At 70.1% G+C, this 13,683-nt stretch carries 7 protein-coding genes; 1 reads left to right on the top strand and 6 read right to left on the bottom strand.

Features of this window, described 5'->3' with window-relative positions; all coding sequences use genetic code 11:
• Window positions 1-6: 6 nt before the first annotated feature.
• The 5 genes from QOL16_RS01810 to QOL16_RS01790 form a co-directional block, all read right to left on the bottom strand.
• Entirely contained in the window at window positions 7-654 is a 648-nt protein-coding gene (locus QOL16_RS01810) for a response regulator transcription factor (protein WP_139266462.1), read from the bottom strand.
• A complete protein-coding gene (locus QOL16_RS01805) occupies window positions 651-1,991 on the bottom strand; it encodes a sensor histidine kinase (protein WP_083395088.1) in 1,341 nt (446 codons plus the stop codon). Before QOL16_RS01805 ends, QOL16_RS01810 begins: the two co-directional genes overlap by 4 nt.
• Window positions 1,992-2,102: 111 nt before the next feature.
• Entirely contained in the window at window positions 2,103-2,828 is a 726-nt protein-coding gene (locus QOL16_RS01800; RefSeq protein WP_071284974.1) for a phosphatase PAP2 family protein, read from the bottom strand.
• A gap of 102 nt (window positions 2,829-2,930) precedes the next feature.
• Window positions 2,931-3,218: a Dabb family protein gene (locus QOL16_RS01795; RefSeq protein WP_175473113.1), complete on the bottom strand. Its 288-nt coding sequence runs from the start codon at window positions 3,216-3,218 to the stop codon at window positions 2,931-2,933.
• Between the two features lie 283 nt (window positions 3,219-3,501).
• Complete coding sequence (locus QOL16_RS01790) at window positions 3,502-4,389, bottom strand: SDR family oxidoreductase (RefSeq protein ID WP_071284976.1); 888 nt, start codon at window positions 4,387-4,389, stop codon at window positions 3,502-3,504.
• A 234-nt stretch (window positions 4,390-4,623) separates the two neighbouring features.
• On the opposite strand from QOL16_RS01790, the gene QOL16_RS01785 reads away from it, so the two are divergent.
• Window positions 4,624-5,442, top strand: coding sequence for an SDR family oxidoreductase (locus QOL16_RS01785; RefSeq protein WP_071246521.1), 819 nt, complete (start codon window positions 4,624-4,626; stop codon window positions 5,440-5,442).
• A gap of 825 nt (window positions 5,443-6,267) precedes the next feature.
• On the opposite strand, the gene QOL16_RS01780 is transcribed toward QOL16_RS01785, so the two are convergent.
• Entirely contained in the window at window positions 6,268-13,467 is a 7,200-nt protein-coding gene (locus tag QOL16_RS01780) for a PA14 domain-containing protein (protein WP_305411257.1), read from the bottom strand.
• Between the last annotated feature and the right edge of the window lie 216 nt (window positions 13,468-13,683).

The raw sequence follows: 13,683 nt of genomic DNA, 5'->3' as shown, positions 1-13,683 counted from the left end.
CCCTGCTCAGGGGGCGAGGAAGCGCAGCACGGCGAGCACACGCCGGTGGTCGCCCGGCGCCGCCTCGAGCCCGAGCTTCGCGAACACCGCGGTGACGTGCTTCTCGACGGTGCCCCCGGAGAGGAACAGCGCCTCGGCGATCGCCCCGTTCGAGCGCCCCTCGGCCATCAGGCGCAGGACGTCGGTCTCCCGGGCGGTGAGGGTGTCGAGGCGGTCGCGGATCGGTCGGGGTGCCTGCACGAGCGCGGCGGCGACCTCGGGGTCGAGCACGACGTTGCCCGCGGCGACCTGCTGGAGCGAGTCGATGAACGTCGAGACCTCGGCGACCCGGTCCTTGAGCAGGTAGCCGACGCCGACCGTCGCCACGTCGAGGAGCGTGCGCGCCCACCGCACCTCGGCGTACTGCGAGAACAGCAGCACCCCGACGTCCGGCCGGGCGGCCTTGACGCGGACCGCGGCCTGTACGCCCTCGTCCGTGTGGGTCGGCGGCATCCGGATGTCCATCACCACGACGTCGGCCGGCGTCGCGGTGAGTGCGGGGAGCACCGCCTCACCGTCCCCGACGGCCGCGACGACGTCGTGCCCGCGGCCCCGGAGGAGCGCGGCGAGCCCCTCGCGGACGATCGTGTTGTCGTCCGCGATGAGCACCTTCACGTGACGGCTCCCGCAGGCACGACGAGCCGCACCGAGGTCGGTCCACCCGCGGGGCTGTCGACGTGCAGGGACCCGTCGACCGCGCGCAGGCGTTCGAGCAGCCCGGCGAGCCCCGTGCCGTGCCCGTCCTCGGCCGTGAGTGCGACGTGGGCGCCGCCGACGCCGTCGTCCTGCACCGTGGCGACCAGGTCGGTGCCGACCAGTGCGACGTCGACGGTGGCCGAGGTCGCCCCGGCGTGCTTCGACACGTTCGTCAGGAGCTCGAGGACCCCGAAGTACGCGATGCCCTCGACCACCGGCGCCGGGCGGACCGGCAGGTCGGTGCGGAGCGTCACCGGGAACGGCGCACGCGCGCAGGCGGAGGCGAGCGCCGCCTCCAGACCGGCGTCCAGGACCGGCGGGTGGATCCCGCGGGCGAGGGCGCGCAGTTCGACGAGGGCCTCCTTCGTCGCCGCGTGCGCCTGGTCGACCAGCGCCTCGACGCCGGCACCGCCCTGCCCGTGCTGCAGGCGGTCCCGGGCGTCGCCGAGCGTCATGGCGAGGCCGACGAGCCGGGCCTGCGTGCCGTCGTGCAGTTCGCGCTCGATGCGGCGCAGGGTCGCGTCGGCGTCCACGACGGCCGCGTCGCGGGAGGCGGTGACCTGGGCGAGGCGCTCCGCACGGCGGGTGGTCCCGAGCAGCGAGCGGATGACCACGCGCTGGAGCGACCCGAGCCCGTGGTTGACGGCGGGCCACACGGCGAGCAGCAGGACGATCCCGAGCGCGGCGAACGCGAGCTGCATCGGCACGGTGTCGACGAACGTGCCGAGCAGCTGAGCGCCGCGGTGCTCACGGCCGTCGGCGCCGATCTGCGCGGGGAGGTACCGACCCCAGGCGGCGTGCGTCACGGCGCCGAGGGAGGTGACGAGGACGGCCGTCGAGACGGCGAACGAGCACGTCGTGACGACGAACCCGACGAGCAGGTAGGCGAACGCACGCCAGCGCGCCGGGTCGGTCAACCGCGTCGTCGCCCACCCGAGCGGTCCCGGGCGGCGGGCACGGAAGCGGGGCGGCGCGACCTCCTGCTCGAGCAGCGCGGCGGACATCCGTCTGGTCACGGCGGCGAACCAGGCGCCACCTCCCAGGAGGAACGCGGAGACGACGAGCCCGAACCACGTGACCGCGGCGGGGACGCCGACGGCGATCGTCACGGCGAACCAGGCCAGCGCCGCGACGGCGATCGGCAGGTGCGCTGCGTGGAAGGCGAACTGTCGCCAGGTGGTCGCCCGGAACAGCGCGGTGGTGAAGTGGAACCGGGGTGCGACGGGGAACGGCGGGACGGTGGCGGAGCGGGACATGAGACCTCTTCGTGACTCGGGAAGTGTAGTGCTCCTCGAGCCTCGCGGTCCGTGACCTCCGGCAGCACCCGGCGGGCCCTCCGACCGGGTGGGGGCTCCCCCGGGTCCCGGTCAGCGCCGGACCGGCACCGCCGCTCCCTCGCGCGGCCGGAGGAACGGCACCTTCGGCATCACCCAGTCGACCCACACCACGCGCGCTGCCGGCGCGACCGCGAGTGCCCAGAGGATCGAGGCCGCCGCATCGGTCGGGTAGTGCACGGCGTCGATCGACACCGCCAGGAACACGACGACGATCGCCACGACGCCGAGCACCTGCGCCACCCGGTGCCACCGCGTCTCGCGGACGACCCACACGAGCGCGATGACGAACGCCGTGATGTACACGGTGTGCCCGCTCGGGTACCCGGGGTCGGGCTGCACGGGGAACGGGTGCGGCAGGAGCGCGACGTCGGGGCGTGCCCGGTGCACGATCTCCTTGACCGCGGCGGAGGGCAACCACGTGATCGCGATCGTCATCCCGAAGCCCAACGCCGGCCGGATGTCCCGTGCCCGCCACCAGATCAGCCCTGCGACGACGAAGGTCAGCGCGATCGCCGGGACCGGGCTGATGACGTGGTAGACCGCGGTCGTGAAGGCCCCGAGCGCGCCGACGTGCAGCTCGTTGAACGCCTTCGACAGACGGAGGTCGACCGTTCCGAGGAAGAACCCGATGATCGTCAGGACGACCACTGACACGACGGCCACGGCGATCGCGACGAGCGGGTAGGGGTTCGGTTCGAGGATGCCGACGACGTCGGCCGTTCGCCTGCTGCGGCGGAGTTCGGGCGCGTCGGTCATCCGACCATGGTGGCAGGGCGAGGGCGCACGCGACGGTGCACCACCCGAGGAAGCATCAGAGACCACACAGGACCGGCAGACGCCGCACCCCGTCCGCCGGGGTCAGTCCTCGACGTCGAAGACCACGACGCGGGAGCTCGAGCCGCCGATGTGGTCGGCGACCGGGCGGTGCTCCGGGTGCGGCAGGTAGGCCGCGAGCGCGTCCCGGTCGCGGAAGCGCACGACGAGCATCCAGTCGAAGCCGCCCTCGAGCCCCTCGGTGCTCACGCTCGGCCCGGAGCGCACCGACTCGACGCCGTCGATCCGGGGCAGGTGCTCCCGGCACAGCGCGTCGGCTCGCTCGGCGTCACCGCCCCCGCCGTCCCACGCCGCCAGCACCACGTGCGTCACACCGGACATCGTCGCTCCCGTCGTCGTCGCCCACCCTGCCAGCCCCGGACTGGGACACCCCACCGGTGCGGTCGCACCTCCGCGTGGGCGCCCCCTGCGTTCCGCGGCGTCACGTGCCCGAGCGCGTCGGGTCGCGGTCGCGACCGGACGACGGACGGGAGGCGCGGTGCCCGCTGGCACCGTGCCTCCCGTCCGTCCCGTGGTCGCGTCGGACGCGACCTGCGTCGTCCGGTGCCGCGTCGGACGCGACCGGCGTCGTCCGGTGAGCCGCGTCGGACCCGGCTCAGAACGCGGGCGTGCCGCCCGCGATCGTGATCGTCGAGCCGGACTGGTAGCTCGACTCCGGGCTGACGAGGTGGACGTACGCCGCCCCGAGCTCGGCGGGCTGGCCGGGGCGACCGAACGGCGACTGCTCACCGAAGTGCGCGACGGTCTCGGCGTCGTCGGAACCCGGCTGCAGCGGCGTCCACACCGGACCCGGCGCGATGGAGTTGACGCGGATGCCCTTCGGGGCGAGCTGCTGCGCGACGGCCTCGGTGAAGGTCTTCACGGCGCTCTTCGAGATCGCGTAGTCGACCTTGTCGGGCGAGGGCGTCGCCGCCTGGATCGAGCCGGTCGTGACGATCGTCGAGCCGGGCTCGAGGTGCGGCACCGCGGCCTGGGTGAGCCAGAACAGCGAGTAGATGTTCGTCTTGAACGTCGAGTCGAAGTGCTCGGTGGTCAGGGTCAGGATGTCGTCGTTGCTGTCCATCCGACCGGCGACCATGACGAGGGTGTCGAGGCCACCGAGCTCGTCGACGGCGCGCTGCACGAGGTCCCGGCAGTACTGCTCGTCGGAGATGTCGCCCGGCACGAGCACCGCGCGGCGTCCCTCGGACTCGAGGAGGTCGCGGACCTGCTCGGCGTCCTCCTGCTCGTCGGGCAGGTAGGACAGGACCAGGTCGGCGCCCTCGCGGGAGAGGGCGATCGCGGCGGCGCGACCGATGCCGGAGTCGGCGCCGGTGACGATGCCGCGGAAGCCGGTGAGGCGCTCCTTGCCGACGTAGCTGTCCTCGCCGTGGTCGGGCTTCGGGTCCATCTTGTACGCGGCGCCCGGGAGCGACTGCTCCTGCTCGGGGAACGGCGGCTTCGGGTAGAGGGAGTTCGGGTCGCGCTTGTCGTACTGGCTCATGGGGCCATGGTGCTCGGGGGTGGGCGAGCGGGCTGTCAGCAGGCGGGCGGTGGGGCCGTGGTCCGGTGGTCCGGCGCTGGTGGTCCGGTCGTGCGGCGGCCGGCGGCCGCCGGCGGGGGCGGTGTCGACCGCCTGCGGGGGCGGTGTCGGCCGCCTGTCACCCGGCCGCTCAGGTCGCGCCGGGGCGACGGGCGTTGCCTGCCGGGGTCACCGCAACCGAACACGAGGAGCGACATGGCCAAGACCTGGTTCATCACCGGAGCGTCGAAGGGCTTCGGCCGCGAGTGGACGGAGGCCGCCCTGGAGCGCGGCGACTCCGTCGCGGGCACCGCACGGAACACCGACGACGTCCAGGCGCTCGTCGACCAGTACCCCGACACGTTCCTGGCGATCCGCCTCGACGTCACCGACCGCGAGGCCGACGTGGCCGCCGTGCAGCAGGCTGCTGAGCACTTCGGCCGCCTCGACGTGGTCGTGAACAACGCCGGCTTCGGCCACTTCGGCATGGTCGAGGAGCTCACCGAGGACGAGGTCCGCGCGCAGCTCGAGACGAACTTCTTCGGCGCGCTCTGGGTCACGCAGGCCGCGCTGCCGATCATGCGCGAGCAGGGCTCCGGCCACATCGTGCAGGTGTCGAGCATCGGCGGGATCAGCGCCTTCCCGACCGTCGGCGCGTACCACGCGTCGAAGTGGGCGCTCGAGGGCCTGTCGCAGTCGCTGTCCCAGGAGGTCGCGGGCTTCGGGATCCACGTGACCCTCGTCGAACCCGGCGGGTTCTCGACCGACTGGTCGGGTCCGTCGTCGAAGCACAGCGACGAGCTCGACGCGTACGCCGAGGTGCGTGAGGCGGCGTCGAAGCGTCCGTCGGCAGCGGACCCCGGCAAGCCGGAGGCGACGCGGTCCGCGATCCTCAAGGTCGTCGATGCCGAGGAGCCGCCGCTGCGTGTCTTCTTCGGCAAGGCACCGCTGGGCATCGCCGAGCGGGACTACGAGTCGCGGCTGGCGACGTGGCGTGCGTGGCAGCCGGTCGCGGAGGAGGCGCACGGGGCCTGATCCGGGAGGACTGTGGGAGGGGCGCGTCGCTGGTGCGGACCGGCGGCGCGCCCTCCTTGCCTTCTCGAGCCACGTCTCGCGATCGGAGGCGCGGGGCTCGTCCGTCGAACCAGCTAGGACGAACTACTGAGGAGACGCTTCGGCGGGCCGACGCCGCAATCTGCCAACACGGTCCCGGAGTGCCGAAGGAGCAGGGCATCACGGTAGTGCCGATCGACGATGCCCGGAAAAACCATCCCGAGAGGTAGCCGGGCCGCGAAGTCCGACGACCTCCGTCACCCCCATACCACGCCTGCGCCAGCGAATTTGGAACATCGGAACACCCTGTCCCTGCTTTCAACAGATGCCGTTAGGCGGGTGGATCAGGGACGACGCCGACTTGAAGTCGAAATGAGCCTCTTGTCAGTAAGCTACTTGCCGATCTCGTCGAAGTAGTCCGACCAGATTCTGTAGCTGATCCGGGGGCGGGCCGGTACCCGCGCTTCCCGCGTGAGGTCGCGCAACTCCGTCAAGGTGAGCCCTGATCGCGGACTGACGAACTCGACCCGAGGGTCGAGCTTGCATGTCTCGACTGCGTATGCTCCATCGTCATCAATGAAGAGCCACTGGAGATATCGCTGGGAGTTCCGCTTATGCACCGCGATCAAGGGCGCACCTCGAGCACCCAGGATCCTCTGCATCTCCTCATCGGAATGCGCTTCCCAAAGAACTCTGTTGTTCCGGAATGCGCTCCTCAATGCGCTTCTCCTTCCCGCAGCGACTCCAGTGATCGTCACGATCACCGTCGCCCCGATGAAGGCGAAAAATGCGATCAACTCCAACCTTCTACCGTTTCTTGCGTCGTGGGGGGTAAAGCCAAGACTGCCGGTTGCTCACGGACTGATGAATCCATGTTGCCCCTCTTCCGGCTCCGTAAACAAAGTCGGCCGCTTTGTGGGAATTGAACACGTACTTGGCAACACGGGCACCTCTGGCTCGACCGATTGCCGCCGCCTTCCGCGCAACTCTTCCCACCTTCGAAGCCGCTTGAACTCCACGATAGGCCTTGACTCCCGCTTCAAGCCCTCGCCCCACGCCGAAACTTGCTGCTCCCGCTAGATCAAGCCAGCCCGACTTGTCACCCTTTGAAAGCTTGTACACTCCAACACCGACGGCGAGGACGGACGATATGATGCCGCAGACGCCACAGCCGAAAAGTGCGGCCACGCCGAGGCCTGAACTGATGTTGTCTGCCAGGTTGACCCAGTCCCCCACCTTCCACGCTTTGTTACCGTCAAGGTCGAGTCCGTTCAACGGGTCGTTGACGTACGCGTAGGCATTGTCGGTGCCGCCCTCGACGGGGTCGACCTGCAGGAACCGTCCGAGTGCTGCGACGTACTGCCGGGCGCCCATCTCGACCGTGGCGATCGAGCCGAGGTGTTCGCTGAGCTTCTGGTGCTGCCCGAGCCACCCGTAGTCGGCGTTGCCCTGCTGCGTGTCCGGCCCGGACTGGTTCGCCGTCGTCGTACCGAACAGGCCGGTGGCCTGGTCCATGACCTGCCCGAACGGGTCGAACACCGGCAGCACCTGGGATGCGAGCTGCCCTGTACCGTCGGTGGTGGCGACGATGTCCCCGTGGATGTTCGGGTACGACCACACCGCGCTCGTCCCACGAAGCTCTGCGGTCACCCCGCCCGGCAGGGGAAGGTCCCACTCGGTGAGCTTGCTCGCGCCGTCGTAGACGAAGTCCGGGGTGTCACCGTCGCCGGTGAACCCGTACCGGGTGACGGTCTTCGTTCCGTTCGGGGTCTGCTCCGTGCGCTGCACGATCCGGTTCGACGCGTCCCGCACGTACGACACCTTCGACCCGTCCGTCAGTGCGGTCTGGACGTGCCGGTCCTGCCCGTCGTAGACGAGGGTCTCGTCAGCGAGGGTGGTCGTGTTCCCGTGCGCGTCGTAGACCAGCTGCGCACCGGTCAAGGACTGGTTCACCGGCGTCGCTCCCGTGACCGGGTTCGTCACCGTGGTCCCGATGAGCCGGTCCGCTGCGTCGTAGCAGGACGCGACCTGCGTCGCCGCACCCGCCGGGTTGCCCGAGGCGTCGAGGAGCTGGTCCGACGAAGCCGTCCGGTTCCCGTTCTTCCCGGCCGCAGCGACCCCACCCGACTGGGCGCACGTGCTGGCACCGAAGCCGTAGGTCAACCGGTGCCGCGGGATCGACGCGGCCACGAGCCTCCCGGCCGTGTCGTAGGAGTACGTCGACGCGTTCGACGCCGCCCCGAGGGCGGTGGTGTCCTTCAGGACGTCACCGGACTGGGACCGGACCACCTGGTCGGTGACCTGCGGCTGGTTGTTCGGGAACGACCACGCCAACCCGGTCAGTGCACCGGCACCGTCCTTCGTCACCGTGACCGAGGTGCCGTTGCCGGCGTTCCCGGCACCCGCCGGGTACGCCACCGCGGTGACCTCACCCTGCTGGTAGGTGGGGACCGCGACGATCTTCCCGTCCGCGGTGAACTGCGTCACCTTCGAGTCCACGTCGTACGACTGCCCCGTCGAGTGCTGCACACCGTCCGCGGTCACCGCCAGCGTCGAGGTGATCCGACCAGCCTGGTCGTAGGACGTGGTGGTCGTGGTGCCCCAGACGTCGACGTACTTGACGACGCGGCCGAGCAGGTCGGTCTTGGCCGTGGTCGTCGAGCCGTTCGGGGACCCGGACACCGCTCCGTCGGAGACCGCTGCGGTGAGACCGTCGGCGGAGTAGGAGGACGTCGCCGTGGTGCTCGGCTGCCCGTTGAACGCGGCGGTGACCGCCTTCACCGTCCGGCCTCGGGCATCGAAGGTCACGCACGACCAGTCGTCGTCGCCGGTGGTCTTCGTCCCGGCGGTGCGACCCCACACGTCGTACAGGTACGACGTCACGACGGCACTGCCCGTCGCGGGCGTCGGCCCGGTGGTCGACTTGAGCATCCCGTTCTGCGGGGTGGACACGTCCACGCCGCAGATCTGTCCGTCCGTGGTGCCGTAGGCGTCCTTGATCGTCTGCGCGGCTCCGAAGTACGCGTTCGTCGATGCTGCCGCGGCCTGCGCGGGCAGGGTCCGGGTCAGGGAGCGGAGGTAGCCGGCACCGGGAGCCTCTGTGGTGGTCGACGTCTTCAGGGCCAGGCCGGCGGGGTCGACGGTGGTGCCGTCGACGGTGCCGTACCAGGGACGCGAGTACGTCGTGGCCGTCGTGATCGGACTGATCTGGCTGGCCTGCGCGCCCGACGGGACCGCGTCGGCGGTCGTCGACGAGGTACCCAGGTTGTACGCCGGGGACAGCATCGACGCGGGCACCACGTCCGCTGCGGTGTACGTGCTCGGTGTGTTGCCGGTCGTCATGGCCAACGCCAACCGGGCGGTGCCGACCTGCTGCAGGTAGTTGAGCCTGATCCGCATGCTCTGCCCTGCGACGACGGTGAACGGCTTGTTCGCCGCGGCGATGTGCGGGGCGCCACCGTTCCAGTCGTTGATGACGAGCTGGTCGTTGACCCACAGTTTCGTGCCGTCGTCGGCCCACGTGTAGAACCGGTACGTCCCAGCGGTCGGGAAGGTGATCAGGCCCGTGAAGGACGCGGTCCACTTCGCGCCTGCTGCGCCGCCGATGACGGTCCCGTTGGGTGCGGTGAGCGGGCTGACTGCGTTGGTGCCGGAGGACCAGTCGTAGTTGACCGCGCCGTCGGTCTGCCCGCCGGTCCCGCCGGCTGGCGCCGGGATGCCGAGCGTCATCGCGTCGGGAGCGCCGGAGAGCGTCGGATTGTTGTACCAGGACGCTGCCAGGCCGCGGAGGTTCCCGTCGATCGCGGTCGTCGTCTGCGCCACCGGGGTCCCGGTGCCTGCGCAGACCCCGCCCGTGGGCAGCGGACCGTTGGCGTTCTGGATCGCGGTCGCGGGCTGCACCTGGCCGAAGCACGATGCCGGTGCGGGGCCGTAGGAGGCGACCGCGCGGTCCTGCTGGTCGTAGACGGTGCTCGCCTCACGACCCTGCGGGTCGATCGAGGCGAGCTTGTTGTCGCGACTGTTCCAGATCGCGGTGCTGGTCAGCCCGGACGCGGACGCCGCCGACGTCTGCCGCAGCGCGGCATCCATCGTCACCGTCGATGCGTGCCCGTTCGGGACCGTGATCCCGGCGACGTCGACCGTGCTGGTGCGGTTCCCGTTCGTGTCCGGGGCGCCGTAGCCGTACGTCTTCTGCGGACGGGAGGCGCTGGTCACCCCGTCCGGGGCGGGAAGCGTCACCGAGGTGGCGCGGTCGGTCCCGTCGTAGCGGATGTCGGTCGTCACCGGCCCGGCAACGTTCCGGCTGCTGTCCGCAGCCAGCCAGTCGTTGGTGAGGGAGTTCCGGATCGTCGACAGCAGGTAGGTCCCGCTGCTCGAGCTCAGCGTGTACCCGAAGTCGGTGACCTCGTTGCCGGGGTCCACGACCCGGGCGAGCTGTCCGGTGGTGTCGTAGTACAGCTGCGTGGTGGAGCCGTCCGGGTACAGGATCTGGCACAGCATCCCGGCGTCGGACTGCGACCCCGGTGCGGTCGTGGTGACCGCGGTCGGGTACGCGGACCCGGACGGCGGCGCGCACGCACCCGCGGCCCGGTTCGCGCCGTTCGTCGCGCTCGAGCCGATCGTGGTGTTCGACAGGTACGAGAACCGCACCTGACGCGCGTAGGCCAGGGACGTGCCGGACCCGGACGCCGAGAGCGGGTCCGAGATCGACGTCAGCTGTCGGCTGCTGTTGTACGCCGGGACCGGGTTCGCCGGCTTCGACCCGAGGTCCGCCGCCGGGGTCACGGACGTGACCATCCCGGCAGTGTCGAACTGGTAGACGGTGCCGCCCTCGTCGGTGAGGACCAGGTTGCCGGCTTCGTCGGACGCCAGCACTCCCTGCTCGCCCGGAGGCGGGGTGTACCCGCCGGCAGCGGTCCGGGCGTAGGTGTGCGTGCCGCCGTCGGTGTCGGTGACGATCACCGAACCGCCCTGCTTCGACGCCGAGACGTACGCTCCCGCGTCACCCATGATCGCTGCGGACGATGCCCAGCCGGACGGCAGCAGCGTCGGGGACTTCGTGAACCAGTTCGACGGGACGACCTGCGTGTTCGCCCACGAGGACCCGGACTGCTGTTGGACCTCGAGGTACACGTTCGAGGATCCGCCGCGCTGGTAGTAGTCCACCGTGATCGGGATCGGCAGCTGGCCCGACTGCGAACCGATCGACCACTGCGACCCGTTCACGGTCAAGACCTGGTTCGCGGCAGTCTCCATGCGAGGCGAGGTCTGGTGCTGATCCCCCCACTGGTCGGTGATGATCCCGGTGGTCCCCAGCTGCAGGGCGACCCCGTCATCAGCGAGGAACCCGAACGAGTAGGTCCCGGACGGGGGCGTCATGTACCCGGTCCACTTGGCCTGGAAGTACGACTGCGAGACGGCGTCGTCCGGCGCTGCGCTCCCCCAGTCGAAGCTCACACCCGAGTCGGTGCGGACCAGCGTCTGCACGGCGTTCGGGGTCATCGAATCGCCCCGGCCGAACGTCGCGGTGTTGGCCGGGACGTTCCAGTACGTGCCGACGAGACCGCGGTTCGATGCGATACGCGAGTTGTAGGAGAAGTTCATCCCCATGTCCCCACCGAGCGTGCGCACGGTCGGCGAGGAGAACGACGCGGCAACGTTGCCGTTGCCGAGGTTCACCGTCACGGGGCCTGCAGCGTCCGTCGATGCCGGGCCGGGATCGGTGACGCGCGAGTTCACCGTCAACCGGTTCACGCCCGTGGTCGAGTTCGCCGTGTAGAGGTAGTCACCGAACGTGTCGTTGACGACCTGCACCCACGTGTAGGACCCGCCGTCCTGCAGGACCGCGTCGGGCACCTTCCACGACATCGACCCGTCCGCGTTGATCCAGCACGCGCTGCCGGTCGGGGCGCACAGCGGCGACTGGGCGATCTGGCCCGACGTGCCGTCGGCACCACTGGTGACGCGGATCTCGTACTTGAGCGGCTGCCCGTTCGTCGACACCGCCGGCGGCGCCGTCAACGTCGGAGTCGTCGTCGCGACGACCGAACCGTCAGCAGGTGTGAACGATCCGCTGGCACCGACCGTCGGCAGCGACGTCGTCACCATCGGGTAGGCCGGGGTCCACGCCCGCACTCCGTAGGGATCCTGCACGACGACGTTCCACCAGTACTGCGTCCCTGGCTGCAGCACCCCTTGCGGAACCGTCGCCTGGAACGTCGGGCTCTGCCCGCTCGGCGCGTTCGTCCAATCGGTGTTCCACACCCGCGAGCCCCACGGATCGGTCGTGGTCCCGACGAAGAACTGGTAGATCAGCGGGTAGGTCTGTTCACCGTCCTGCGTCGCCTTGACCGCCAGCGTCGGCGTCGACGACGACGTCACCGGCGAGGAAGCGGCTCCGCCGGACGTCGTTGCACCTGGGGAGGTCTGCTGATCCGGGAACCCGGGGTTCGGGTCCCGCATGCTCGACACCGACCCGGCGACGGTGGGCTTGTCCTCCCACTGCAGGTAGAGGGACACGTCGAGCTTCTTGTAGGTGTAGGCACCGGCGTTCTCGTCGCCGATGAGGCAGAAGGACCCGCCGGCCGAGCTCGCGTCGGTCCACTGCTGGACCTGTCCGGTCACGTCGAACGACGCCGTTCCGGTGTACCCGGCCGTGAAGTTCGTGCGGGATGCGTTGCGGACACCGCAGTTCCACGCGTAGGCCGACGCCCACCCAGCGACCGACGTGGTCGCGGTCGCGGTCCCGGAGTTGGCCTGTGTCTCCGCCAGCTGTGCGGAGAGGATCTGCTTGCCGTAGAGCTGCTCGTACGGGAACTTCAGCACGGTCCGCCAGACGCTCGGTGCGTTGTTGATCCGCGAGTTGCCGATGCTCGCGTACGACGCCGTCGCAGCCACGCTCTGACCGCTGTTCGTCGACATGTACGACTGCAGCGCGGACGGACCGTTCCAGATCGACGGGTCCAACGACACCGGGTACACCCGGGCATCGTCGCGGAGCCACTCGGCGTCGGGCGTCAGGGTGATCCGCCAGTCGTCCCCGGACAGGTGGTCGATGCTCACCGGGATCGTCGCGACCGCGTTGTCGGACTTGCCCGAGACACCGGACGAGTCCGTCATCAGCGGCGTCGGCGTCGAGAACACGGTCTTGCCGTCGTCGTCGACGAACTTGATCGATCCGACCGGGCCGTCCTCCACCGACAGGCCCGGAGCGTGCACCTTCCAGCTGTAGGACGGCTTCGCGGCCTTCGGAGCACGCTCGAGGATCAGCGCCTCCTTCACCCCGCCAGCATCGACCTGGTACGACATGTCGGTCCCGGGCAGCACGTCGTCGTAGGCAACACCGTGCGATGCCTTGGCGTCCGGCTGGTCCGATGCCGCGAGCTGGCTCTTCGTCGGCACGTGCGCGTCGGCGTCCCGTTCGCCCTCGAGCTCGAACGACACCCGGTCCCCCGTGGACGACGACGTGACCGTGTAGTCCGGACCGTCCTCCCCGGTCGACGCGGCGAACTCCGGCTGCAACGGGTGGTCATCGACTGCGAAGCCACCGCCGTCGGTCTCCTCGACCTTCGTCGAGATCGGCACCCAGTCCCCGGAGCCGTCCTTCACGTTCAGCGGCACGCGTGACATCTGCGTCACCTTGGTGCCGTTCGGGTTGGTCCACGTGTTCTGGTAGGTCGACCGGGACGTCAGGTCCGCGCCCTTCGCGATGCCCGTGGCCGAGGCCCCTGCCGCCGGGTCCTTGCTGGCGGGAGCCTGGTCGCTCGGGTCTCCGGTCTTCGTCGCCTTCGTCAGCAACGATCCGGGCGCCTGCAGACCGTTCCCGGCCAGTGCCGAGCCCGCGTGGAGGTCGTCTCCCTGCGACGACGGCAGCGCCGGCAGATCCGTCGGTGACGTCGCCGTGACCGGATCGGCGTGCGCCGGCACGCCCACCAGCAGCCCAGCGACCAAGGCACTCGACGTGATGACCCCAGCGAGCACACCGGCTCGCAAAGAACGCCCCGACATGGGACTCCCCTACTGCTGCAACGGGACGAACCCGAGAACGCTCCGCCCTCCCCTGGAGAGCACGGGCCTGAGCGTAGGGAAAGCAGGTCACAGGAAATTCTTCGCCCGTGGCCCCCGTTCGGGGCCGCTCGCCGGGCAGGGGTACGTCGACATCCGGGAGCACTGCTGCCGGTGTCGGCCCGGGATCGAACGATTCCGCAGTGGTACTGCTTTCGG

Source organism: Curtobacterium sp. MCBA15_004 (assembly GCF_001865055.2).
Classification (GTDB): Bacteria; Actinomycetota; Actinomycetes; order Actinomycetales; family Microbacteriaceae; genus Curtobacterium.
The sequence above is the reverse complement of the archived record's forward strand: the minus strand, read 5'-3'. Positions and strand labels throughout refer to the sequence as shown.

Bases quoted from the DNA above. Each gene is read 5' to 3' on its own strand.
- QOL16_RS01805 (WP_083395088.1), bottom strand. From the start codon at position 1,991: ATGTCCCGCTCCGCCACCGTCCCGCCGTTCCCCGTCGCACCCCGGTTC.
- QOL16_RS01800 (WP_071284974.1), bottom strand. From the start codon at position 2,828: ATGACCGACGCGCCCGAACTCCGCCGCAGCAGGCGAACGGCCGACGTC.
- QOL16_RS01790 (WP_071284976.1), bottom strand. From the start codon at position 4,389: ATGAGCCAGTACGACAAGCGCGACCCGAACTCCCTCTACCCGAAGCCG.
- QOL16_RS01785 (WP_071246521.1), top strand. From the start codon at position 4,624: ATGGCCAAGACCTGGTTCATCACCGGAGCGTCGAAGGGCTTCGGCCGC.
- QOL16_RS01780 (WP_305411257.1), bottom strand. From the start codon at position 13,467: ATGTCGGGGCGTTCTTTGCGAGCCGGTGTGCTCGCTGGGGTCATCACG.